The sequence below is a fragment of the Streptomyces sp. NPDC107528 genome (genome assembly GCF_055639295.1).
The window spans coordinates 208,804-231,829 of record NZ_JBVKAV010000008.1 but is presented as its reverse complement, the minus strand read 5'-3'; the positions used below and the strand labels follow the sequence as shown (position 1 = coordinate 231,829).

The following is a 23,026-nucleotide window of genomic DNA, read 5'->3' as shown; positions in this document are numbered from 1 at the left end:
CTCACTCCACCCCGGCCGCCCCGAACGCCCCCCGCGCCATCCGGTGCAGCAGCACCGCCGTGACTCCCCGCCCCGGCAGCGCCCCCGGCCGCCCCAGGTGCGGCGTCGAGTTCAGCAGCCCGAACACCGAGTGCACGGCCGAGCGGGCCGTCGGCTCCGTGAGCTCCGGGTACACCTTGCGCACCACCTCCACCCACAGCTCGACGTACTGCCGCTGGAGCTGCCGTACGAGCTTGCGGTCGCTGTCGCGCAGGCGGTCCAGCTCGCGGTCGTGCAGGGTGATGAGGGGACGGTCGTCGAGGGCGAAGTCGATGTGGCCCTCGATGAGGGAGTCGAGCACCGCCTCCGGCGGCACGCCGTCGGCCTCCGCGAGGCGCCGCTTCGCGCCGGTCAGCAGCTGTCCGCTGATGCCGACCAACAGCTCGGCGAGCATCGCGTCCTTGCCGGCGAAGTGCCGGTAGAGACCGGGGCCGCTGATGCCCACGGCGGCGCCTATCTCGTCGACACCGACGCCGTGGAATCCACGCTCGGCGAAGAGCCGCGCGGCCTCCTTGAGGATCTGTTCGCGGCGGGTCGGGGCGTCGGTTCTGGTGGCCATGGAAGCAATTCTAGACAGGGAGGTTAGCGGTCGTTAACCTGAAGGAAATGCGTTAACGCTCATTAACTGGTCGACCACTGGGTGAGGGGACCGCACGATGCACGAGGCACCGGAGCTTGCGAGCGCGGCAGATCCCGCGTCCCAGGCCTGGCAAGCCAACGAGGAGGCCCACCGGGCGCTCGTGGAGGAGCTGCGCGGCAAGCTCGCCGCCGCCCGGCTGGGAGGCGGCGAGAAGGCACGCGCCCGGCACACCGCGCGCGGAAAGCTGCTGCCGCGCGACCGCGTGGACACACTCCTCGATCCCGGCTCGCCCTTCCTGGAGCTCGCTCCGCTCGCGGCCGACGGCATGTACGACGGGCAGGCCCCGGCCGCCGGCGTCATCGCCGGGATCGGCCGGGTCAGCGGGCGCGAGTGCGTGATCGTCGCCAACGACGCCACGGTCAAGGGCGGGACGTACTACCCGATGACCGTGAAGAAGCACCTGCGCGCGCAGGAGGTGGCCCTGGAGAACCGCCTGCCGTGTCTCTACCTCGTCGACTCCGGCGGCGCCTTCCTGCCCATGCAGGACGAGGTCTTCCCGGACCGGGAGCACTTCGGGCGGATCTTCTACAACCAGGCCCGCATGTCGGGCGCCGGGATCCCGCAGATCGCCGCCGTGCTGGGCTCGTGCACGGCCGGCGGGGCCTACGTCCCGGCCATGAGCGACGAGGCCGTCATCGTCCGCAACCAGGGCACGATCTTCCTCGGCGGCCCCCCGCTGGTGAAGGCCGCCACCGGTGAGGTCGTCACGGCGGAGGAGCTGGGCGGCGGTGAGGTCCACTCCCGGGTGTCCGGCGTGACCGACCACCTCGCCGAGGACGACCCGCACGCGCTGCGGATCGTGCGGAACATCGTCGCGACGCTCCCCGCGCGCGGCACCCTCCCCTGGCAGGTCACCCCCGCCACGGAACCGAAGGTCGACCCCTTCGGCCTCTACGGCGCGGTCCCGGTCGACTCCCGCACCCCTTACGACGTGCGCGAGATCATCGCCCGCGTGGTCGACGGCTCCCGCTTCTCGGAGTTCAAGTCCGAGTTCGGCCAGACCCTGGTCACCGGCTTCGCCCGGATCCACGGACACCCGGTCGGCATCGTCGCCAACAACGGCATCCTGTTCTCCGAGTCCGCCCAGAAGGGCGCTCACTTCATCGAGCTGTGCGACCAGCGCGGCATCCCGCTGGTCTTCCTCCAGAACATCTCCGGCTTCATGGTCGGCAAGGACTACGAGGCCGGCGGTATCGCCAAGCACGGCGCCAAGATGGTCACGGCAGTGGCCTGCACGCGCGTGCCGAAGCTGACGGTCGTGGTCGGAGGGTCGTACGGCGCCGGGAACTACTCGATGTGCGGGCGGGCGTACTCGCCCCGCTTCCTGTGGATGTGGCCGGGCGCCAAGATCTCCGTCATGGGCGGCGAGCAGGCCGCCTCCGTCCTCGCGACCGTCAAGCGGGACCAGTTGGAGGCGCGGGGCGAGGACTGGCCGGCCGCGGACGAGGACACGTTCAAGGCGCCGATCCGGGAGCAGTACGAGCGCCAGGGCAACGCCTACTACGCGACGGCCCGCCTCTGGGACGACGGCGTGATCGACCCGCTGGAGACCCGTCAGGTGCTGGGCCTCGCCCTGACCGCCTGTGCCAACGCGCCCCTGGGTGACCCCCAGTTCGGCGTCTTCCGGATGTGAGGGGGACTGTGCAGATGACGCAGACCATGTTCGACACGGTCCTCGTGGCCAACCGGGGCGAGATCGCCGTCCGCGTGATCCGTACGCTCCGCTCGCTGGGCGTGCGCTCGGTGGCCGTCTTCTCCGACGCGGACGCCGACGCCCGGCATGTCCGTGAGGCCGACACGGCGGTACGCATCGGTCCGGCGCCGGCGGCCGAGAGCTATCTGTCCGTGGAGCGACTGCTGGAGGCGGCGGCCCGCACCGGCGCCCAGGCCGTCCACCCGGGATACGGCTTCCTCGCGGAGAACGCCGGCTTCGCGCGCGCCTGCGCCGACGCCGGGCTGGTCTTCATCGGACCGCCCGCCGACGCCATCTCGCTGATGGGCGACAAGATCCGGGCCAAGGAGACGGTGAAGGCGGCCGGCGTCCCGGTCGTCCCGGGCTCCAGCGGCAGCGGGCTCACGGACGCCCAACTCGCCGACGCCGCCCGTGAGATCGGCATGCCCGTGCTGCTCAAGCCGTCGGCCGGCGGTGGCGGCAAGGGCATGCGGCTGGTGCGGGACGCGGCCGTGCTGGGCGACGAGATCGCCGCCGCCCGCCGTGAGGCCCGCGCCTCCTTCGGTGACGACACGCTCCTCGTCGAGCGGTGGATCGACCGGCCCCGGCACATCGAGATCCAGGTCCTGGCCGACGGCCACGGGAACGTGGTCCACCTCGGGGAGCGCGAGTGCTCCCTCCAGCGGCGGCACCAGAAGATCATCGAGGAGGCGCCGAGTGTGCTCCTCGACGAGGCCACGCGAGCGGGAATGGGCGAGGCCGCCGTACAGGCGGCCCGTTCCTGCGGCTACCGGGGCGCGGGCACGGTGGAGTTCATCGTGCCGGGCGGCGACCCGTCCTCGTACTACTTCATGGAGATGAACACCCGTCTCCAGGTCGAGCACCCGGTCACCGAGCTCATCACCGGACTCGACCTGGTGGAGTGGCAGCTGCGGGTGGCGGCGGGCGAGCCGCTGGCCTTCGCGCAGGAGGACGTACGGCTCACCGGTCACGCGGTGGAGGCCCGGATCTGCGCCGAGGACCCCGCGCGCGGGTTCCTCCCGTCGGGCGGCACGGTCCGCAAGCTGCGCGAGCCCCAGGGCGACGGCATCCGCACCGACTCCGGGCTCAGCGAGGGCACCGAGGTCGGCAGCCTGTACGACCCGATGCTGTCCAAGGTGATCGCGTACGGCCCCGACCGCGCCACGGCGCTGCGCAAGCTCCGGGCGGCTCTCGCGGAGACGGTCACGCTGGGCGTGCAGACGAACGCCGGGTTCCTGCGGCGACTGCTCGCGCATCCGGCGGTCGTCGCGGGCGAGTTGGACACCGGGCTGGTCGAGCGCGTGGTGGACGACCTGGTCGCCACGGACGTACCCGACGAGGTCTACGAGGCGGCGGCGGCCGTCCGGATGGAGGCGCTGCGACCGCGGGGCGGCGGCTGGACGGACCCGTTCTCGGTGCCGAGCGGCTGGCGGCTCGGCGGGACCCCGAAGCCCGTCGGCTTCCCGCTGCGGGTGCAGGACCCGGTGGAGTACGCCCCACGCGGCTCCGCCACCGTCACGGACGGCCGCGTGTCGGTGACCCTGGACGGCGTCCGGCACACCTTCGACCTCGCCGCCCTGCCGGACGGCACCTGGCTGGGCCGGGACGGCGACGCCTGGCACGTGCGCGACCACGACCCGGTCGCCGCGTCCCTCACCGGAGCCGCGCACTCCGGCGCCGACTCCCTCACCGCGCCGATGCCGGGCACGGTGACGGTGGTGAAGGTCGCCGTCGGCGACGAAGTGGCCGCAGGGCAGAGCCTGCTGGTCGTCGAGGCGATGAAGATGGAGCACGTCATCTCCGCCCCGCACGCCGGCACGGTCGCCGAACTGGACGTCACACCCGGCACCACCGTCGCCATGGACCAGGTCCTGGCGGTCATCACCCCGGTGGGCGACCCCGCGCAGGAGGAGCGATGACACTGCCCATGGTCGTGCCGGCGCCGGGGCTGCCCGCCCGCGTCCGCATCCACGAGGTCGGGGCCCGCGACGGCCTGCAGAACGAGAAGTCGACCGTGCCGACCGAGGTCAAAGCGGAGTTCGTGCGCCGGCTGGCCGAGGCGGGGCTGACGACGATCGAGGCCACCAGCTTCGTCCACCCCAAATGGGTGCCCCAACTGGCCGACGCGGAAGAGCTGTTCCCGCTCGTCAGCGACCTGCCGGTGGCGCTCCCCGTCCTGGTCCCGAACAACCGCGGCCTGGACCGCGCCCTGGCCCTCGGCGCCCGCCGGGTCGCCGTCTTCGCCAGCGCCACGGAGTCCTTCGCCAAGGCCAACCTCAACCGGACGCTCGACGAGTCGCTGGCGGTCTTCGAGCCGGTCGTGGCCCGCGCCAAGGCTGAGGGCATCCATGTCCGCGGCTATGTCTCCATGTGCTTCGGCGACCCCTGGGAGGGCGCGGTCCCGGTCCACCAGGTGGTCCGGGTGTGCAGGGCGCTGCGGGACATGGGCTGCGACGAGCTCAGCCTGGGGGACACGATCGGCGTCGCCACGCCCGGACATGTGCTGGAACTCCTCTCCGCGCTCAACGAGGAGGGCGTCCCCACGGACGTGATCGGCGTCCACTTCCACGACACCTACGGCCAGGCACTGGCCAACACCTACGCCGCCCTGGAACACGGCGTCACCACCGTCGACGCCTCCGCCGGCGGCCTCGGCGGCTGCCCCTACGCCAAGTCCGCCACCGGCAACCTCGCCACGGAAGACCTCGTGTGGATGCTGCGGGGCCTCGGCATCGACACCGGAGTCGACCTCGACCGCCTAGTCGCCACGAGCGCGTGGATGGCCGAGCAACTGGGCCGACCCAGCCCTTCCCGCACCGTACGAGCCCTGTCCCACAAGGAGCAGTGAACAGCCATGGACCACCGTCTCTCCCCCGAACTGGAGGAACTCCGCCGCACGGTGGAGGCGTTCGCCCACGATGTCGTGGCGCCCAAGATCGGCGACTTCTACGAGCGCCATGAGTTCCCGTACGAGATCGTGCGGGAGATGGGCCGCATGGGCCTGTTCGGCCTGCCGTTCCCCGAGGAGTACGGCGGTATGGGCGGCGACTATCTGGCGCTGGGCATCGCGCTTGAGGAGCTGGCCCGCGTGGACTCCTCGGTGGCCATCACGCTCGAAGCGGGCGTCTCTCTCGGCGCGATGCCGATCCACCTCTTCGGCACCGACGCCCAGAAGCGGGAGTGGCTCCCCCGCCTGTGCTCCGGCGAGATGCTCGGCGCCTTCGGCCTGACCGAGCCCGACGGCGGCTCGGACGCGGGCGCGACGCGCACCACGGCCCGCCTGGACGAGTCGACGAACGAGTGGGTGATCAACGGCACCAAGTGCTTCATCACCAACTCCGGTACGGACGTCACCGGCCTGGTCACGGTCACGGCGGTGACGGGCCGCAAGCCGGACGGCAAGCCGCTCATCTCGTCCATCATCGTCCCGTCCGGCACCCCGGGCTTCACGGTCGCGGCGCCGTACTCCAAGGTCGGCTGGAACGCCTCCGACACCCGTGAGCTGTCCTTCGCGGACGTCCGCGTCCCGGCGGCCAACCTCCTCGGCGAGGAGGGCCGCGGGTACGCGCAGTTCCTGCGCATCCTGGACGAGGGCCGCATCGCCATCGCGGCACTGGCGACGGGCCTGGCGCAGGGCTGTGTGGACGAGTCGGTGAAGTACGCGAAGGAACGTCACGCCTTCGGCCGGCCCATCGGCGCCAACCAGGCCATCCAGTTCAAGATCGCCGACATGGAGATGAAGGCCCATACGGCCCGCCTCGCCTGGCGCGACGCGGCCTCCCGCCTGGTGTCCGGGGAGCCCTTCAAGAAGGAGGCGGCGCTCGCGAAGCTCTACTCGTCCACGATCGCGGTCGACAACGCCCGCGACGCGACGCAGGTCCACGGCGGCTACGGCTTCATGAACGAGTACCCGGTGGCCCGGATGTGGCGGGACTCCAAGATCCTGGAGATCGGCGAGGGCACGAGCGAGGTGCAGCGGATGCTGATCGCGCGGGAGTTGGGACTCGTGGGCTGAGTCCCACGGCCGGGCGGGCCCGCTGTCCCGGGAGCCTCACAGCTCTCTTCGACGATTCAGCGGGTCCCGCCCGGGGACGGTACCGACGGCGTGCCGGGAAGCCGGACCGTGACGAGGAGACCGCCGGCGGGGCGGGAGACGAGGCCGAGGGTTCCGTCGTGGGCGCGGACGATGCTGTGCACGATGGCCAGCCCGAGGCCGACCCCGGCGTGCTCGTCGGCGCGTACGCGTTCCGTGCCGCGCTGGAAGGGTTCGGTGAGGGTCGGTAGCAGTTCCGGCGGGAGCGTCCGGCCCGTGTTCTCGACCCGCAGCACGGTCGTGTCGCCGTGTGTCTCGGTGTGGACCGTCACGGTGCCGCCGGCGGGGAGGTTGTGGACGATGGCGTTCTGGACGAGGTTCGTCACCATCCGCAGCAGGAGCTCCGCGGAGCCGCCGGTCCTTGTCGTCCCGCCGATGACGTCAAGCGTGATCCCGCGCTGTTCGGCGAGGGGAAGCAGGGTTTCGGCGGCTTCTTCGGCGACCAGGGAGAGGTCGACGCTCTCGCGGCTGACGTGCCCGCGGTCGCTGCGGCTGAGCAGCAGAAGGGCCTCGGTGAGGTCGATCGCGCGCGTATTGGCGGCCTGAAGGCGTTCGATGAGTTCGCCCCGGTCCCGCGTCGGGTCCTTGTGGGCGACGTCGAGGAGCGTCCGCGAGATGGCCAGCGGGGTGCGCAGTTCATGGGAGGCGTTCGCGGCGAACCTCTGCTGCTCGCCGACGTGGGACTCGAGTTGTTCGAGCATGGTGTCGAAGGCATCGGCGAGGTCACGGAATTCGTCATGGCGGCCCTTCATGCGGATCCGGTGGGACAGCGACCCGTTCCCGGCCATCCGCGCCGCGTCCGTGATCTGTGTGAGCGGTGCGAGCATCCGGCCGGCGAGGAGCCATCCCCCGAGGAGGCCGAACACGAGCAGGAAGCCCATCGCCACGGCCGCGGCGGGGAAGAAGGTGCGCACGAGGAGATAGCGGTTGGGCGAGATCCCGAGCAGCCCCTGGGGGTTGTCGGGTACGTAGCGCAGCAGGAACATCCACACCACGGTCAGCAGGAGAGCGCCGGCGACGGCGAGGAACCCGGCGTAGCTGAGGGTGAGTTTCAGTCGGGCACTGAGCCCTGGGCGTCTAGTCATGCGGGGTACCGGAGTCGATCCGGTAGCCGACGCCGGGCACCGTGGCGATGATCCATGGTTCGCCGAGCCGTTTGCGCAGTGCCGAGACGGTGATGCGCACGGCGTTGGTGAGAGGGTCGGCGTTCTCGTCCCAGGCCCGTTCGAGCAGCTCTTCGGCGCTGACGACCCCGCCCTCGGCGGCGACGAGCACTTCGAGGACGGCGAACTGTTTGCGCGTCAGCGCGACATGGCGTCCGTCACGGAAGACCTCCCGGCGGAACGGGTCGACCCGCAGGTTCGCGATCTCGCGGACCGGGGGCCGGGCATACGCCCGCCTGCGGTCGAGCGCCCTCAGCCGCAGGACGAGCTCCCGCAGGTCGAACGGTTTGGTCAGGTAGTCGTCGGCACCGATCTCGAACCCGGAGGCCTTGTCGTCGATCCGGTCGGCAGCGGTGAGCATGAGGATCGGGATGCCGCTGCCGGAGGCGACGATGCGCCGGGCGACCTCGTCGCCGGAGGGGCCGGGGATGTCACGGTCGAGGACCGCGAGGTCGTAGGAGTTGACGCTGAGCAGTTCCAGGGCGGTGTCGCCGTCGCCTGCGATGTCGGCGGCGATCGCCTCCAGCCGCAGACCGTCACGGACGGCTTCGGCCAGGTAGGGCTCGTCCTCCACGATCAGTACGCGCATACCCGCAGCCTAAGCAGCGGAACATATCGCGGACGTATCCAAGGACATGCGCAAAGACCTGTGCACACCGGACACACGACTCAGCCCGTCGGAGCCGGCGCGGGGCGAGGCCGGTCCGACGGCGCGTCCGCCGAGGTGCGCCACCAGCGGCGCGATGCCAGCGCGGCGAGCACGGCGCCGGCAGCGTTGACCAACACGTCGTCCACGGACGACACCCGGTCGAGGCGCAGCACGTACTGTGCGGTCTCGACCAGGACCGAGCAGCCCGCCCCGAGCGCCAGGATCCGCGGCACGGACGCCAGCGCCGCGAACCGCATCGGGGCGAAGAACCCCAGGGACGCGAAGACCAGCAGGTTGCCGACGATCCCGAGCGGCCCCATCGTGGCCAGGTCCCGCAGCGGCACCAGGCTCACCCGGGCGGGGGCGATGCCGGGCAGGGCGCCCGGCATCATGGTCAGCCACAGGAACGGCACGGTCCCGTGGACCATGCCCACCTCGGCCAGCGACGTCCGCCACGCCGACGGGACCCCGGCGGCACGGCGACGCCGTGCCGGCGCCCATGCCACCAGCACGGCCAACGGCAGCGCGACCAACGTCATGAGCACCACCCCGTTGAAGGTGTCGAAGCAGCCGTGCCACCGCCCTGCCAGGCACCTCGGAGCCGACATCATGAGCGGCCCCCGCACGACGAACAGGGCGCTCGCGACGCCGAGGACCGCCAGACCGAGGAGCACGATCCTGCGTGTGCGGCGGGGCGGTGCCGTCAGGGATGCGTTGGGGTTCATGCCCCCATTGGAGACGGAGGGTCCGTTGCCGCGGCGTATGCGATTTTCGATATGCCCGCGATACGCGCGAAGGCGTCAACAAGCCCTCAATGCAAGGGCGTTGAACCTTGTCGGTTCAGGTACACACCCCTCAGGGCACGCACAGCTTCGATCACAAGGGACCCACCCCTGGGAGATCAGCTCAGGTTAGGCTAACCTACCTTCGAATTGTCCGGCCGGTGATCAGCCCTGTTCGAAAGCAGCGTACCCATGTCCAACGCAAGAGCCACCCACCTCACCCGTCGCGGCATCCTCGCCGCGGGCGGCGCCCTCGGCCTCGGCGCCGTGCTCGCGGCCTGCGGGGACGACGACGCGAAAAACGGTGGCTCGGACGACGCCACGACCGCTGCCAAGTCCGGCCCCTGGGCGTTCAAGGACGACCGCGGCACCACCGTGAAGCTCGACAAGGTCCCCACCAAGATCGTGGCCTTCGTCGGTGTCGCTGCCGCCCTGCACGACTACGGCATCGAGGTCAAGGGCGTCTTCGGCCCGACCAAGACGCAGGACGGCAAGGCCGACGTCCAGGCCGGCGACATGGACGTCAGCAAGCTGACCGTCTTCGGCAACGTCTGGGACCAGTTCAACGTCGAGGCGTACGCGGCGTTCGCCCCCGAGGTCCTCATCTCCACGACCTTCGACAGCGCGGGCACCCTCTGGTACGTCCCGGAGGCCTCCAAGGACAAGATCGCCAAGCTCGCCCCGAGCGCCGCGATCTCCGTCTACGACCGCCAGATCACCCAGCCGCTGCAGAAGATGTGGGAGCTGGCGGAGTCCCTCGGCGCGGACATGAAGGCCGACAAGGCCGCCCAGTCCAAGAAGGACTTCGAGGCCGCCGCGGAGCGTCTGCGCAAGGCCGCCAAGGCCCGCCCCGAGATCAAGGTGATGGCCGGTTCCGCGAGCCAGGACATCTTCTACGTCTCCGGCACCAACCTCTCCATCGACCTCGAGTACTTCAAGGCTCTCGGCGTGAACTTCGTCGAGCCGCCGGAGAAGGCCAAGGAGGAGGGTGGCTGGTACGAGAGCCTCAGCTGGGAGAACGTCGACAAGTACAAGGCCGACATCATCATGATGGACGACCGCTCCTCGACGATCCAGCCGGCCGACATCACCGAGGCCACCTGGAAGAAGCTGCCCGCGGTGAAGGCCGGGCAGGTCATCGCCCGCTCTCCCGAGCCGATCCTGTCCTACGACAAGTGCACGCCGCTGCTGACGAGCCTGGCCGAGGCCATCGAGAAGGCCAAGAAGGTCGCGTAGGCGCTCCGCTGGGAGAGCCGGTTCATCGCCGTAGACCCACCGCACCGTGGTGAACTGCGAGTCCGCCGTGGCTGGTCGCGCAGTTCCCCGCGCCCCTTTGGGGCGCGTCACCTCAGGAGCACATATGACGACCGCCGTAGCCGCCCCGTTCCGCTTCTTCTCCCTCCAGGTCGTACGGACGCGGCGGCTCGGGCCGTCCCTGGTCCGGGTCACCTTCGCCGGGGCCGATCTGCACGCCTTCCACTCCGACGGGTGTGACCAGAGCCTGTCGATCTTCCTGCCGCACCCCGGCCAGACCGAGCCCCAGGTTCCTCTCGAACTCGGTGACGGCTGGTGGCAGGGATGGCGTGAACTCCCTGACGACGTCCGCGCCGTGATGCGGTCGTACACGCTCCGCGCCCTGCGCCGGAACCCCGACGAGATCGACATCGACTTCGTCCTGCACGAACCCGCCGGGCCCGCCTCGCACTGGGCCTCCCGCGCCGCCGCGGGTGACCGGGTCCTGCTGCTCGGTCCGGCCATCGCCGACAACCGGGCGATCCGGTTCCGGCCCCCGCAGGACACCGACCTCGTGGTGATCTGGGGCGACGAAACCGCCGTGCCCGCCGTCTCCGCCATCCTCGAAGCCCTGCCCGCCGGGACCCGCGCCCGGGTGTGGCTGGAGGTGCACGACGCCGGGGACATCCAGGACCTGGTGACCGAGGCCGAGGCCGAGATCACCTGGCTGGTCGAGGAGGACGGCCTCGATGCCGTCCGCGCCGCCGAACTGCCGCCCGCCGAGCGTCCGTACGTCTGGATCGCCGGTGAGTCCGGCCGCGTGAAGGCGCTGCGCCGGCACTTCGTCGGTGAGCGCGGGACCGACCGGCGCCGGGTGACGTTCGTCGGCTACTGGCGCCGGGGCATGACCGAGGAACAGCTGCGCGCCGCCGAGTAGTTACCGCCGGGAGCCACGTGATCACAGTCACGGTCGCGGCTGCCCTGAGTTCGCGTTACTTAGGTTAGGCTAACCTAAGTTCACGCACGCCCCAAGCACCCCGCCCCACGCACCCCGCACCACGCACCCCGCACCACACGGCCCGTCCCCACCGGAGGACCTCCCCATGCGCTCGCACCTGCTCAATGACACGACCGCGGAGCGGTACCGCAGCTCCGTGACCGAAGGTATAGAGCGGGTGGCAGCCAAACTCGCCGCCACCGACCGTCCGTTCACCGGTGTCACCGTCGACGCCCTCGCCCCGGCCATCGACGCGATCGACCTCGACCAGCCGCTGCACGACACCGCCGCGGTCCTCGACGAGCTGGAGGACGTCTACCTCCGGGACGCGATCTACTTCCACCACCCCCGCTACCTCGCCCACCTCAACTGCCCGGTCGTCATCCCGGCCGTGCTCGGGGAGGCGATCCTCTCCGCCGTCAACTCCTCCCTGGACACCTGGGACCAGTCGGCCGGCGGCACCCTCATCGAACGCAAGCTCATCGACTGGACGACCGCCCGAATAGGCCTCGGCGAGAACGCCGACGGTGTCTTCACCTCCGGCGGCACGCAGTCCAACCTCCAGGCGCTGCTGCTGGCCCGCGAGGAGGCCAAGTCCGACAGCCTGGCGAAACTGCGTATCTTCGCCTCCGAGGTCAGCCACTTCAGCGTGAAGAAGTCCGCGAAGCTCCTCGGGCTCGGCCAGGACGCCGTCGTCTCCATCCCCGTCGACCACGACAAGCGCATGCAGACCGTCGCGCTCGCCCATGAGCTGGAGCGCTGCAAGAAGGACGGCCTGGTCCCCATGGCCGTCGTCGCCACCGCCGGCACCACCGACTTCGGCTCCATCGACCCGCTGCCCGAGATCGCCGAGCTGTGCGAGCAGTTCGGCACCTGGATGCACGTCGACGCCGCCTACGGCTGCGGACTGCTCGCCTCCGTGAAGTACCGGGGCCGCATCGACGGCATCGAGCGCGCCGACTCCGTCACCGTCGACTACCACAAGTCCTTCTTCCAGCCGGTGAGTTCGTCGGCCGTGCTGGTCCGCGACGCCTCGACGCTGCGCCACGCCACCTATCACGCGGAGTACCTCAACCCGCGCCGCATGGTCACCGAGCGCATCCCCAACCAGGTCGACAAGTCCCTGCAGACGACCCGCCGCTTCGACGCCCTCAAGCTGTGGATGACCCTGCGCACGATGGGCGCCGACGGCATCGGGCAGCTCTTCGACGAGGTCTGCGACCTGGCGGTGGAGGGCTGGAAGCTGCTGGCCGCCGACCCGCGTTTCGACGTCGTGGTCGAGCCGTCCCTGTCCACCCTGGTCTACCGCTACATCCCGGCGGCCGTCACCGACCCCGCCGAGATCGACCGCGCCAACCTGTACGCCCGCAAGGCCCTGTTCGCCTCCGGCGACGCGGTGGTCGCGGGCACCAAGGTGGGCGGCCGCCACTACCTGAAGTTCACCCTGCTCAACCCCGAGACGACGACCGAAGACATCGCCGCCGTCCTCGACCTGATCGCCGGCCACGCCGAGCAGTACCTGGGAGAGTCCCTTGACCGCGCGTCCTGAAAACCCGACCAGAACCCATGACTTCGTGGGGATCGGGCTCGGCCCGTTCAACCTCGGCCTCGCCTGCCTGACCGAGCCGATCGACGAGCTCGACGGCGTCTTCCTGGAGTCGAAGCCGGACTTCGAGTGGCACGCGGGCATGTTCCTGGACGGCGCCCACCTCCAGACCCCGTTCATGTCGGACCTGGTCACCCTGGCCGACCCGACCTCGCCGTACTCCTTCCTGAACTACCTGAAGGAGAAGGGCCGGCTGTACTCGTTCTACATCCGGGAGAACTTCTACCCGCTGCGGGTCGAGTACGACGACTACTGCCGCTGGGCCGCGAACAAGCTGAGCAGCATCCGCTTCAGCACGACGGTCGCCGAGGTGACGTACGAGGACGAGCTGTACGTCGTGACGACGACCGCCGGTGACACCTACCGCGCCCGTCACCTCGTCCTCGGCACCGGCACCCCGCCCTTCATACCCGAGGCCTGCCAGGGCCTGGGCGGCGACTTCATCCACAACTCCCGCTATCTGCGGAACAAGGCGGAGCTGCAGAAGAAGGACTCGATCACGCTGGTCGGCTCCGGGCAGTCCGCGGCGGAGATCTACTACGACCTGCTCAGCGAGATCGACGTCCACGGCTACCGGCTGAACTGGGTCACCCGCTCCCCGCGCTTCTTCCCGCTGGAGTACACCAAGCTCACGCTGGAGATGACATCGCCGGAGTACGTCGACTACTTCCGCGAGCTGCCGGAGGCGACCCGCTACCGCCTCACGGCCGAGCAGAAGGGCCTGTTCAAGGGCATCGACGGCGACCTGATCAACGAGATCTTCGACCTGCTCTACCAGAAGAACCTCGGCGGCCCGGTCCCGACCCGACTGCTCACCAACTCCTCGCTGAACGGCGCGAAGTACGAGAACGGCACGTACACCCTGTCCTTCCGCCAGGAGGAGCAGCAGAAGGACTTCGACCTCGACTCGCAGGGCCTGGTGCTGGCCACCGGCTACAAGTACGCCGAGCCGGAGTTCCTCGCGCCCGTGAAGGACCGCCTGGTCTACGACTCCCAGGGCAACTTCGACGTCGCCCGCAACTACGCCGTCGACGTCACCGGCCGCGGCGTCTTCCTCCAGAACGCCGGCGTCCACACGCACAGCATCACGAGCCCGGACCTGGGCATGGGCCCGTACCGGAACGCGTACATCATCCGCGAGCTGCTCGGCACCGAGTACTACCCGGTCGAGAAGACCATCGCGTTCCAGGAGTTCTCCGTATGAGCATCGGCACTTTCACCGTCCGCGCCCTCGATCCCCTGAAGGACGCCGAGCTGCTGCACGGCTGGGTCACCGACCCCAAGGCGGCCTTCTGGATGATGCAGGACGCCAGACTCCAGGACGTCGAGCGCGAGTACATGCGCATAGCGGCCCACGAGCACCACCACGCCTACCTGGGCCTGCACGACGGCGAACCGGCGTTCCTGATGGAGAAGTACGACCCCCGGTACGTCGAGCTGGTCGGCCTGTACGAGCCCGAGCCCGGCGATGTCGGCATGCACTTCCTGGTCGCCCCCACCGACCGGCCCATCAGCGGCTTCACCCGCGCCGTCATCACCGCCGTGATGGACGTGCTGTTCGCCGACCCGGGCACCCGCCGGGTCGTCGTGGAGCCCGACGTGGGCAACAAGGCCGTACACGCGCTGAACGAGGCCGTGGGCTTTGTTCCCGACCGTGAGATCGACAAGCCGGAGAAGCGCGCGCTGCTGAGCTTCTGCACGCGCGATCAGTTCTTGTCCGCCCGAGGAGTAGCTGTATGACCCTGTCCGACGCCGTAGCGCATCTGTCCCCCCACCGCTGGGCGCGGGCCAACCGCCTCCTGATCCGCAAAGCACTCGCCGAGTTCGCGCACGAGCGGCTCATCACGCCGGAGGCCACCGGCGCCGGCGAGTACGCCGTCCGCAGCGACGACGGTCTGACGCGGTACACCTTCAAGGCGGTGATCCGGGCCCTCGACCACTGGCAGGTCGACGCCGACTCGATCACCCGCCACCGGGACGGCGCCGAACTCCCGCTCGCCGCCCTGGACTTCTTCATCGAGCTGCAGAAGTCCCTGGGCCTGAGCGACGAGGTCCTGCCGGTCTACCTGGAGGAGATCTCCTCCACCCTCTCCGGCACCTGCTACAAGCTCACCAAGCCGCAGGTCCCGGTCGCGGAGCTCGTGAAGTCCGGCTTCCAGGCCATCGAGACCGGCATGACCGAGGGCCACCCCTGCTTCGTCGCGAACAACGGGCGGCTCGGCTTCGGCATCCACGAGTACCGGTCGTACGCCCCCGAGACCGCGAGCCCGGTCCGCCTGGTGTGGCTCGCGGCCCACCGCTCGCGCGCCGCGTTCACGGCCGGTGTCGGCATCGACTACGAGTCCTTCGTACGGCAGGAGCTGGGCGAGGAGACCGTCGAGCGCTTCAACGGCGTCCTGCGCGACCAGGACCTCGACCCCGCCGACTACCTCCTCATCCCGGTCCATCCCTGGCAGTGGTGGAACAAGCTCACCGTCACCTTCGCCGCCGAGGTCGCCCGGGGGCACCTCGTCTGCGTCGGCGAGGGCGACGACGAGTACCTGGCCCAGCAGTCCATCCGGACCTTCTTCAACCGGTCCAGCCCCGAGAAGCACTACGTGAAGACGGCCCTGTCCGTCATCAACATGGGCTTCATGCGCGGCCTCTCGGCGGCGTACATGGAGGCCACCCCGGCCATCAACGACTGGCTCGCCCAGCTCATCGACAACGACCCGGTTCTGCGGGACACCGGCCTGTCGATCATCCGCGAGCGCGCGGCCGTCGGCTACCGGCACCTGGAGTACGAGGCGGCCACGGACCGCTACTCGCCGTACCGCAAGATGCTGGCCGCGCTCTGGCGCGAGAGCCCCGTCGCCTCCCTCCGGGAGGGCGAGTCGCTGGCCACCATGGCCTCCCTCGTCCACGTCGACCACGAGGGCGCGTCCTTCGCGGGCGCGCTGATCGAGCAGTCGGGGCTGGCGCCGGTGGAGTGGCTGCGCCGCTACCTGAAGGCGTACTACACCCCGCTGCTGCACAGCTTCTACGCCTACGACCTCGTCTACATGCCGCACGGCGAGAACGTCATCCTGGCCCTCAAGGACGGCGTCGTCGAGCGCGCTGTCTACAAGGACATCGCCGAGGAGATCGCGGTCATGGACCCGGACGCGGTGCTGCCGCCGACGGTCGAGCGGCTGCGCGTGGAGGTCCCCGAGGACAAGAAGCTCCTGTCCATCTTCACGGACGTCTTCGACTGCTTCTTCCGCTTCCTCGCCGCCAACCTCGCGGCCGAGGGAATCCTGGAGGAGGACGACTTCTGGCGCACGGTCGCCGAGGTCACCCGGGACTACCAGCACTCGGTGCCCGAACTCGCCGACAAGTTCAAGCAGTACGACATGTTCGCCCCCGAGTTCGCCCTGTCCTGCCTGAACCGCCTCCAGCTGCGCAACAACAAGCAGATGGTGGACCTGGCGGACCCGGCCGGCGCCCTCCAGCTGGTCGGCAACCTGAAGAACCCCATCGCAGGGCTCTGACACAGACCGGCGTGCACCCCCGGAGTACGGTCCTCCGGGGGTGCACGTCCATATGTCCGGGGCGTGGGCGCCCTTGGTCTTCAGGGGCGCGGGGAACTGCGCGGCAAGCCCCCGCCGGCCCGCAGACGACGAATCACCATGGAACCTGCGGCGACCGGTAGAACCCGATCCCCAACGCCTCCCACCGCTCAGCCTGCGCGGCAAGCCGCACCTTGTAGGCATCCCAGTCATGCGTGGAAGCCGGAGACCACCCGAGCTCCGCAACACCCGGCAGCCTCGGGAAGGCCATGTACTCGATGTCCGCGGACTTGGTGAGCGTCTCGCTCCACAGCGGCGCCTCGACACCCCGGATCGCCGAAGCGGGCGCCCCGGGAAGGTAGTTGCCGGGATCCCAGTCGTACGACCGCTTCACCTCCACCAGACCGGCCCAGTCCAGCCCCAGCGGAGTGTCCGCCGTGTACTTCATGTCGAGGTAGATCCGGTCGGCCGGGGACAGCACGATCCCCGTCCCGTTCTGCGCGGCCTTGGCGACCTGCGCCTTCTCGTCGGCGCTCGTGCCGTCCAGGCCCCAGTACTGCGCGAGAGCGCCCTTCGCCGGAGTCGCCCCGGTGAGCTGATGCCAGCCGACCACCGTCTTGCCGTACTTGGCGACGAGCGGCTGCACGCGGTCCATGAACTTCACATAGTCCTCGTGGCTGGTCGAGTGCGCCTCGTCCCCGCCGATGTGGAGGTACTTGCCCGGCGTGAGCGCGGCGAGCTCCCGGATCACGTCGTCCACGAAGTCGTACGTGATCTCCTTGTTGACGCACAGCGAACTGAAGCCGACCTCGGTGCCGGTGTAGAGCGGGGGCGCGACGCCGTCGCAGTTCAGCTCGGCGTAGGACGCGAGGGCGGCGTTGGTGTGGCCGGGCATGTCGATCTCGGGGACGACCTCCAGATAGCGGGAGGACGCGTACCGGACGATCTCCTTGTAGTCGGCCTTGGTGTAGTACCCGCCGGGACCGCCGCCGACCTGGGTCGAGCCGCCGTACGTCGCCAGGCGCGGCCAGGAGTCGACGGCGATGCGCCAGCCCTGGTCGTCGCTGAGGTGCAGATGCAGCTTGTTGATCTTGTAGAGGGCGAGCTGGTCGATGTAGCGCTTGACCTGGTCGACGCTGAAGAAGTGCCGGGAGACGTCGAGCATGGCGCCGCGCCAGCCGTAGCGCGGGGTGTCCTTGATCGTGCCGCCCGCGACCAGCCAGGGGCCCCGCTGGACGGAGTCCTTCTCGACGGCCGCCGGCAGCAGTTGGCGCAGGGTCTGGACGCCGTGGAAGAGCCCGGCGGGCCGGGCCGCGGTGATGGTGACGCCCTTGCGGCCGCTGTCGAGGCGGTAGCCCTCGTCGCCGTACGAGCCCTTCGCCAGGCGCAGTTGGATACCGCCGCCACCGTGGGCGGTGACCGGGAGGCGGTAGCCCGTGGAGGGGCGCAGGACGGCCGCGAGGTAGTCGCCGACGCGGCGGGCCTCGCGGGAGTCGTCGACGCGTATGCGGGTGTCGCGGGTGATCCGGTAGGGGGATCCGCTCGGGGCGACCGAGGCGGGCGCGGGGACCACCCGGTCGAGCGGGGTGGCCGACGCCGCCGACGCGGGGGCCGCCCCCGTCACGGAGACGCCCATCGCGACGAGCAGCAGGGAACCGAGAAGGCGAAACGATCTGTGGCGCTGTCTCACAAGGCCGTCCCTTCCATGAGCCAAGAGGTCTGGACCACTCTCTCGTGAGACTGGTGGAACAATCCACCCCATGGCGGAAATCATCCAGAAGGACGGCACGTGGGTCTTCGACGGCGACGCACTACGGCTGACTCCCGGACGGGACAAGAACGTCAGCCTGTTCCGCAAGACGCTGGGTGAACTGGTCGTCCCCCTGGGGGCGTTGGCGGGGGTCTCCTTCGAGCAGGGCAAGAAGGCCGGGCGGCTGCGACTGCGGCTGCGTGACGGCGCCGACCCGCTGCTGCACGCCACCGGCGGCCGGCTCACCGAGCCCAACGACCCGTATCAGCTGATCGTCGAGTCCGACCGCTACGGCGTCGCCGAGTACTTCGTGGACGAGGTGCGAAACGCCCTCCTGCTCGACCAGGTCCCGGCCGACCCGGTCGACGCGTACCTGCTGCCGGGCCCCTCGGTGCCCCTGTCGGTCTCCGCCGGGGACGGCACCGCGACCTTCGACGGCGAGAACATCCGCCTGGAGTGGAACTGGAAGACGGAGGACGCCAAGGCCGCCGCCGGCAGCCGCTCCCTCACGGTCACCGACCTCACGGCCGTGGAGTGGCATCCGGCGGCGGGCCTGGAGAACGGGCACCTCCGCTTCACCGTCAGGAACGCGCCCACCAAGGCCCCGCCCAAGTACGACCCGAACTCGGTGGAGCTGTGGGGCTTCAAGAAGGACCCGCTGATGGCCCTGGTCGCGGCGGCGGTCCAGGCCCGCCTCCCGCATCCGGCCAAGGCCACCGGTACGGACGTGGCGGACGCGCGACCGGAGCTGCCTTCCCCTCGGGTCGCGGCCGCCGAGGACGACCACGACGCCCTCCTGCGCCGCCTGCGCGAACTCGGCGAGCTCCATCACACGGGCGTGCTGACGGACGAGGAGTTCACCTTGGCCAAGCAGGCGGTTCTCAAGCGGATGTAGCGGACTTGCCGGGCCCCGCGTGGGCCTATTTGGCCCGGCGGGCCACCGTGAAGTGGTCGATCCGGTCACCGGTCTCGGCGATGCCCTGGACCTTCAGGGTGGCGTAGCGGCCCCGCGGGGCGGGCTGGACGTCCACCCGCAGGAACGAGTAGTTGAGGTAGCGCACCCGGGACCAGGCGACCGTCTCGTTCTGCTTGCCGTCCTTGAGGTTGACGAAGGAGGCCACGGAGTCGACCTCGTTCTCGTGCCCCTCGTAGGAGTCCGGAGCGCTGAACGCGTACAGGCTGCGGCCCGCCGCACCCGCGGTCACGTACACCACGCCCTCGGTCTCGGGGTACGCCGTGCCGCCGATCTCCAGCTTCTTCGTGACCTTGTCGCCCTTGATCACGTCCGTGCGCTCGTACTGGTGGTTGTGGCCGTTGATGACCAGGTCCACCTGGTACTTCTCGAACAGCGGCACCCACTCCTGGCGCACACCCCCCTCCGAGGCGTGCGCGGTGGAGGTGCAGTACGCGCAGTGGTGGAAGAACACGACGACGAAGTCGATGTCGTGGGCGGCCCGGAACTTCCTCAGCTGCGCCTCGAACCACTTGGTCTGCGTGCCGCCGGAGATGCCGAGGTTGGCGGGGATCTCGTACGAGACGTCGTTCGGGTCGAGCGAGATGATCGCGGTGTTGCCGTGGACGAAGGAGTAGACGCCCGGCAGGTTCTTCCGGTCCGGCCCGTTGTCGGGGAGCGTGAAGCGGGCCTCCTCGCCGCCGTAGCCGTTGGGCGAGTACCAGGCCTCCATGTCGTGGTTGCCGTAACTCACCATCCACGGCACCGACTTGGCGACGGACTCGGTCTGGGCCAGGAACTGGTCCCACACCCGCGAATCGAAGCCGGTGTCGGCGGCCTTGCCCTGGCCGGCCGGGTCGGCGTACGCGATGTCACCGGCGTGCAGGTGGAACGCCGGGTTCTGACCGAGGAGCAGGCTGTCGTTGGCGAGGCCGTGGTAGCTGACGCCCTGGTCGCCGAAGGCCGTGAAGGTGAACGGCTCCTTGTGTGCGGGCGCGGTGGTGAAGGTGCCGAGGGTGCCGAGCAGGTGCGACTCGGCGGGGTCGAAGCCCTGGTGGCCGACGCCGTAGTAGTACGTCCGGCCGGGGCGCAGGTGGCTGAGCTTGGCGTGGACGTAGTACTGGGTGTGGTCGGCGCTCGCCCCGACGCCGGCCGGGGTGTGCAGGGTGCGGACCTCGGCCTCGATCTTGCGGGAGAGGTCCCAGGGGTGGGCGCCGATCCGCACGAACGGCTTCTTCACGGCGACCGGGACCTGCCACGAGACGGTCATCTCGGTGCGTGCGTCGTTGCCGTAGGCGAGGTGGCGGCCGAAGGGGGCGACGAGGGCGCCGTCGACGGTCTCGGTGTGCGGGGCCGTCCGCGTCGGCACGGCGGCCTGTGCGGTGGCGCCGGGTACGAAGGTGCCGCCCGCGACGGCGCCCAGCGTGACGGCGCCGCCTCTGATCATCGTGCGCCGCGAGAACTTGGCGCGCAGGTACTCGTGCTGCTCGGCCATGCTCATGCGCTCGGCCAGCTGCTGGGGTACTCCCATGCGAGGAATGTCCATGGCGTCCGAAACTCGTCCCCTCAGGCAACGGGATACGGGCCGCGGTATGGACGGCTCCGGAACAGGCCCCCATGAGACCCTCAATGTTCTTCCAAGGAGGTTCAACAGCAGATTGCCAGCCGATTACCAGGCAGCTGCCCGAAATCGGGCAGGATTCTTGCGAAGCGCTCCCTCATACCTCAGGATCTACCGAGTGCACGACGACCTTGTTGATCACCTGACCCGCAGCACGCCCCTCAGCCGGGGCGAGGCACTGCGGGTGATCCAGGACGTGCTCGCCTACTTCGACGAGACGACCGAAGAGGTCGTCCGCCGCCGCCACCGCGAGCTCCAGGCCCAGGGCCTGGTGAACGCGGAGATCTTCGAACGGATCGAGGCGGACCTGAAATACCGGGCGGTGGCACCACCGGAGCTCACGCTCCGCCAGCTGCGCCGCATCGTCTACGGCTAGGGATACCTATATATATGTGCGGAATCGTCGGATACATCGGGAAGCGTGACGTGGCGCCCCTGCTGCTGGAGGGCCTGCAGCGCCTGGAGTACCGCGGCTACGACTCGGCCGGCGTGGTCGTCTCCTCCCCGAAGGCGCCCGCCCTGAAGATGGTCAAGGCCAAGGGCCGGGTGCGCGACCTGGAGGCCAAGGTCCCGGCGCGCTTCAAGGGCACGACCGGCATCGCCCACACCCGCTGGGCCACCCACGGCGCCCCCTCCGACGTGAACGCCCACCCGCACCTGGACGCCGAGGGCACGGTCGCCGTCGTGCACAACGGCATCATCGACAACGCCTCCGACCTGCGGCGCAAGCTGGAGGCCGACGGCGTCGAGTTCCTCTCCGAGACCGACACCGAGGTCCTCGTCCACCTCATCTCCCGCTCGCAGGCGGAGAAGCTGGAGGACAAGGTCCGCGAGACGCTGCGGCTCATCGAGGGCACGTACGGCATCGCGGTCCTGCACGCCGACTTCCCGGACCGCATCGTCGTCGCCCGCAACGGCTCCCCGGTCGTCCTCGGCATCGGCGAGAAGGAGATGTTCGTCGCCTCGGACATCGCGGCCCTGGTCGCCCACACCCGGCAGATAGTGACGCTGGACGACGGCGAGATGGCCACCCTCAAGGCCGACGACTTCCGCACCTACACGACGGAGGGCACCCGTACGACGGCCGAGCCCACGACCGTCGAGTGGGAGGCCGCGTCGTACGACATGGGCGGCCACGACACGTACATGCACAAGGAGATCCACGAGCAGGCCGAGGCCGTGGACCGCGTCCTGCGCGGCCGCATCGACGACCGCTTCTCCACCGTGCACCTCGGCGGCCTCAACCTGGACGCCCGCGAGGCCCGCAAGATCCGCCGCGTGAAGATCCTGGGCTGCGGCACCTCGTACCACGCGGGCATGATCGGCGGCCAGATGATCGAGGAGCTGGCCCGCATCCCCGCGGACGCCGAGCCGGCGTCGGAGTTCCGCTACCGCAACGCGGTCGTCGACCCCGACACCCTGTACATCGCGGTCTCCCAGTCCGGTGAGACCTACGACGTCCTCGCCGCCGTCCAGGAGCTGAAGCGCAAGGGCGCGCGGGTCCTGGGCATCGTGAACGTGGTCGGCTCCGCGATCGCCCGCGAGGCCGACGGCGGCATCTACGTGCACGCCGGCCCCGAGGTCTGCGTGGTCTCGACGAAGTGCTTCACCAACACGACGGTCGCTTTCGCCCTGTTGGCGCTGCACCTGGGCCGCACCCGCGACCTCTCGGTCCGCGACGGCAAGCGCATCATCGAGGGCCTGCGCAAGCTGCCCGCCCAGATCGCCGGGATCATGGAGCAGGAGGGCGAGATCGAGAAGCTGGCCCAGCAGTACGCCGAGGCCCGCTCGATGCTCTTCATCGGCCGCGTCCGCGGCTACCCGGTCGCCCGCGAGGCCTCCCTCAAGCTCAAGGAGGTCTCCTACATCCACGCCGAGGCCTACCCGGCCTCCGAGCTCAAGCACGGCCCGCTGGCCCTGATCGAGCCGGCCCTCCCCACGGTCGCGATCGTCCCCGACGACGACCTCCTGGAGAAGAACCGCGCCGCCATGGAGGAGATCAAGGCCCGCAGCGGCAAGATCCTCGCAGTGGCCCACCAGCCCCAGGAAAAGGCCGACCAGACGATCATCGTCCCCAAGAACGAGGACGAACTCGACCCCATCCTGCTGGGCATCCCCCTCCAACTCCTCGCCTACCACACGGCCCTGACCCTGGGACGGGACATCGACAAGCCGCGCAACCTCGCCAAGTCGGTAACGGTCGAGTAGTTGGCCCCTTTTCAGGGGCGCAGCCCCTGTCTTCAGGGGTGCGGGGAACTGCGCGACAAGCCCCCACGCACCC

19 protein-coding genes are annotated in these 23,026 nt (G+C 69.8%); 13 read left to right on the top strand and 6 right to left on the bottom strand.

What is annotated here, in order from left to right:
• Position 1: 1 nt before the first annotated feature.
• The gene (locus tag ACZ7L5_RS25970; protein WP_328881483.1) at positions 2-598 is read right to left on the bottom strand and encodes an SACE_7040 family transcriptional regulator; all 597 of its coding nucleotides are present in this window, start codon (positions 596-598) and stop codon (positions 2-4) included.
• Positions 599-695: 97 nt separating this feature from the next.
• On the opposite strand from ACZ7L5_RS25970, the gene ACZ7L5_RS25965 reads away from it, so the two are divergent.
• The 4 genes from ACZ7L5_RS25965 to ACZ7L5_RS25950 are packed head-to-tail and all read left to right on the top strand — an operon-like array spanning position 696 to position 6,387.
• Complete coding sequence (locus tag ACZ7L5_RS25965) at positions 696-2,312, top strand: carboxyl transferase domain-containing protein (protein ID WP_471519180.1); 1,617 nt, start codon at positions 696-698, stop codon at positions 2,310-2,312.
• 14 nt (positions 2,313-2,326) lie between these two features.
• Positions 2,327-4,291, top strand: coding sequence for an acetyl/propionyl/methylcrotonyl-CoA carboxylase subunit alpha (locus ACZ7L5_RS25960; protein WP_471519178.1), 1,965 nt, complete (start codon positions 2,327-2,329; stop codon positions 4,289-4,291).
• Positions 4,288-5,220, top strand: a complete 933-nt coding sequence (locus ACZ7L5_RS25955; RefSeq protein WP_471519176.1) for a hydroxymethylglutaryl-CoA lyase — start codon at positions 4,288-4,290, stop codon at positions 5,218-5,220. The genes ACZ7L5_RS25960 and ACZ7L5_RS25955 overlap by 4 nt, the downstream gene beginning before the upstream one ends.
• Before the next feature lie 6 nt (positions 5,221-5,226).
• Positions 5,227-6,387: an acyl-CoA dehydrogenase family protein gene (locus tag ACZ7L5_RS25950; protein WP_363037690.1), complete on the top strand. Its 1,161-nt coding sequence runs from the start codon at positions 5,227-5,229 to the stop codon at positions 6,385-6,387.
• A gap of 56 nt (positions 6,388-6,443) precedes the next feature.
• Here the strand turns inward: ACZ7L5_RS25950 and ACZ7L5_RS25945 are convergent, their stop codons facing one another.
• The 3 genes from ACZ7L5_RS25945 to ACZ7L5_RS25935 form a co-directional block, all read right to left on the bottom strand.
• Complete coding sequence (locus ACZ7L5_RS25945; protein WP_471519173.1) at positions 6,444-7,550, bottom strand: sensor histidine kinase; 1,107 nt, start codon at positions 7,548-7,550, stop codon at positions 6,444-6,446.
• Positions 7,543-8,217, bottom strand: a complete 675-nt coding sequence (locus tag ACZ7L5_RS25940) for a response regulator transcription factor (RefSeq protein WP_471519171.1) — start codon at positions 8,215-8,217, stop codon at positions 7,543-7,545. Before ACZ7L5_RS25940 ends, ACZ7L5_RS25945 begins: the two co-directional genes overlap by 8 nt.
• Positions 8,218-8,297: 80 nt before the next feature.
• Positions 8,298-9,002 (bottom strand): VanZ family protein, encoded by a 705-nt coding sequence (locus ACZ7L5_RS25935; protein ID WP_471519169.1) that lies wholly within the window; start codon positions 9,000-9,002, stop codon positions 8,298-8,300.
• Between the two features lie 249 nt (positions 9,003-9,251).
• Here ACZ7L5_RS25935 and ACZ7L5_RS25930 point away from each other — a divergent pair, with 249 nt between their 5' ends.
• The 6 genes from ACZ7L5_RS25930 to ACZ7L5_RS25905 all read left to right on the top strand — a co-directional run bounded on the left by ACZ7L5_RS25930 (position 9,252) and on the right by ACZ7L5_RS25905 (position 16,404).
• Positions 9,252-10,295 carry an ABC transporter substrate-binding protein gene (locus ACZ7L5_RS25930; protein WP_471519167.1) on the top strand — a complete coding sequence of 348 codons (1,044 nt, stop codon included), beginning with the start codon at positions 9,252-9,254 and terminating at the stop codon, positions 10,293-10,295.
• A gap of 124 nt (positions 10,296-10,419) precedes the next feature.
• Positions 10,420-11,229 carry a siderophore-interacting protein gene (locus ACZ7L5_RS25925; protein WP_471519165.1) on the top strand — a complete coding sequence of 270 codons (810 nt, stop codon included), beginning with the start codon at positions 10,420-10,422 and terminating at the stop codon, positions 11,227-11,229.
• Between the two features lie 166 nt (positions 11,230-11,395).
• Positions 11,396-12,838 carry a lysine decarboxylase DesA gene (gene desA, locus ACZ7L5_RS25920; protein WP_362382825.1) on the top strand — a complete coding sequence of 481 codons (1,443 nt, stop codon included), beginning with the start codon at positions 11,396-11,398 and terminating at the stop codon, positions 12,836-12,838.
• On the top strand, positions 12,822-14,099 hold the full coding sequence (locus tag ACZ7L5_RS25915; RefSeq protein ID WP_471519163.1) for a lysine N(6)-hydroxylase/L-ornithine N(5)-oxygenase family protein: 1,278 nt from the start codon (positions 12,822-12,824) through the stop codon (positions 14,097-14,099). Before desA ends, ACZ7L5_RS25915 begins: the two co-directional genes overlap by 17 nt.
• Complete coding sequence (locus tag ACZ7L5_RS25910; protein ID WP_471519161.1) at positions 14,096-14,635, top strand: GNAT family N-acetyltransferase; 540 nt, start codon at positions 14,096-14,098, stop codon at positions 14,633-14,635. The genes ACZ7L5_RS25915 and ACZ7L5_RS25910 overlap by 4 nt, the downstream gene beginning before the upstream one ends.
• Complete coding sequence (locus tag ACZ7L5_RS25905; protein ID WP_471519159.1) at positions 14,632-16,404, top strand: IucA/IucC family protein; 1,773 nt, start codon at positions 14,632-14,634, stop codon at positions 16,402-16,404. The genes ACZ7L5_RS25910 and ACZ7L5_RS25905 overlap by 4 nt, the downstream gene beginning before the upstream one ends.
• Before the next feature lie 133 nt (positions 16,405-16,537).
• Here ACZ7L5_RS25905 and ACZ7L5_RS25900 read toward each other — a convergent pair whose 3' ends face one another.
• Positions 16,538-18,112 (bottom strand): beta-N-acetylhexosaminidase, encoded by a 1,575-nt coding sequence (locus ACZ7L5_RS25900; RefSeq protein WP_471519157.1) that lies wholly within the window; start codon positions 18,110-18,112, stop codon positions 16,538-16,540.
• Between the two features lie 70 nt (positions 18,113-18,182).
• On the opposite strand from ACZ7L5_RS25900, the gene ACZ7L5_RS25895 reads away from it, so the two are divergent.
• Positions 18,183-19,067, top strand: a complete 885-nt coding sequence (locus ACZ7L5_RS25895) for a DUF4429 domain-containing protein (RefSeq protein ID WP_471519155.1) — start codon at positions 18,183-18,185, stop codon at positions 19,065-19,067.
• A 25-nt stretch (positions 19,068-19,092) separates the two neighbouring features.
• Here the strand turns inward: ACZ7L5_RS25895 and ACZ7L5_RS25890 are convergent, their stop codons facing one another.
• Positions 19,093-20,655, bottom strand: coding sequence for a purple acid phosphatase family protein (locus ACZ7L5_RS25890; RefSeq protein WP_471519153.1), 1,563 nt, complete (start codon positions 20,653-20,655; stop codon positions 19,093-19,095).
• Between the two features lie 208 nt (positions 20,656-20,863).
• Between ACZ7L5_RS25890 and ACZ7L5_RS25885 the strand changes: the two genes are divergently transcribed.
• Together ACZ7L5_RS25885 and glmS are read left to right on the top strand one after the other, a co-directional pair.
• The gene (locus ACZ7L5_RS25885; protein WP_328427477.1) at positions 20,864-21,121 is read left to right on the top strand and encodes a hypothetical protein; all 258 of its coding nucleotides are present in this window, start codon (positions 20,864-20,866) and stop codon (positions 21,119-21,121) included.
• Positions 21,122-21,135: 14 nt separating this feature from the next.
• A complete protein-coding gene (glmS, locus tag ACZ7L5_RS25880) occupies positions 21,136-22,953 on the top strand; it encodes a glutamine--fructose-6-phosphate transaminase (isomerizing) (RefSeq protein WP_471519150.1) in 1,818 nt (605 codons plus the stop codon).
• Positions 22,954-23,026 lie beyond the last annotated feature (73 nt).

Excerpts from the sequence above, each read along its gene's own strand:
- ACZ7L5_RS25970 (WP_328881483.1), bottom strand. The coding sequence starts at position 598 with ATGGCCACCAGAACCGACGCCCCGACCCGCCGCGAACAGATCCTCAAG.
- ACZ7L5_RS25965 (WP_471519180.1), top strand. The coding sequence starts at position 696 with ATGCACGAGGCACCGGAGCTTGCGAGCGCGGCAGATCCCGCGTCCCAG.
- ACZ7L5_RS25960 (WP_471519178.1), top strand. The coding sequence starts at position 2,327 with ATGACGCAGACCATGTTCGACACGGTCCTCGTGGCCAACCGGGGCGAG.
- ACZ7L5_RS25955 (WP_471519176.1), top strand. The coding sequence starts at position 4,288 with ATGACACTGCCCATGGTCGTGCCGGCGCCGGGGCTGCCCGCCCGCGTC.
- ACZ7L5_RS25950 (WP_363037690.1), top strand. The coding sequence starts at position 5,227 with ATGGACCACCGTCTCTCCCCCGAACTGGAGGAACTCCGCCGCACGGTG.
- ACZ7L5_RS25945 (WP_471519173.1), bottom strand. The coding sequence starts at position 7,550 with ATGACTAGACGCCCAGGGCTCAGTGCCCGACTGAAACTCACCCTCAGC.
- ACZ7L5_RS25940 (WP_471519171.1), bottom strand. The coding sequence starts at position 8,217 with ATGCGCGTACTGATCGTGGAGGACGAGCCCTACCTGGCCGAAGCCGTC.
- ACZ7L5_RS25935 (WP_471519169.1), bottom strand. The coding sequence starts at position 9,002 with ATGAACCCCAACGCATCCCTGACGGCACCGCCCCGCCGCACACGCAGG.
- ACZ7L5_RS25930 (WP_471519167.1), top strand. The coding sequence starts at position 9,252 with ATGTCCAACGCAAGAGCCACCCACCTCACCCGTCGCGGCATCCTCGCC.
- ACZ7L5_RS25925 (WP_471519165.1), top strand. The coding sequence starts at position 10,420 with ATGACGACCGCCGTAGCCGCCCCGTTCCGCTTCTTCTCCCTCCAGGTC.
- desA (WP_362382825.1), top strand. The coding sequence starts at position 11,396 with ATGCGCTCGCACCTGCTCAATGACACGACCGCGGAGCGGTACCGCAGC.
- ACZ7L5_RS25910 (WP_471519161.1), top strand. The coding sequence starts at position 14,096 with ATGAGCATCGGCACTTTCACCGTCCGCGCCCTCGATCCCCTGAAGGAC.
- ACZ7L5_RS25905 (WP_471519159.1), top strand. The coding sequence starts at position 14,632 with ATGACCCTGTCCGACGCCGTAGCGCATCTGTCCCCCCACCGCTGGGCG.
- ACZ7L5_RS25895 (WP_471519155.1), top strand. The coding sequence starts at position 18,183 with ATGGCGGAAATCATCCAGAAGGACGGCACGTGGGTCTTCGACGGCGAC.
- ACZ7L5_RS25890 (WP_471519153.1), bottom strand. The coding sequence starts at position 20,655 with ATGGGAGTACCCCAGCAGCTGGCCGAGCGCATGAGCATGGCCGAGCAG.
- glmS (WP_471519150.1), top strand. The coding sequence starts at position 21,136 with ATGTGCGGAATCGTCGGATACATCGGGAAGCGTGACGTGGCGCCCCTG.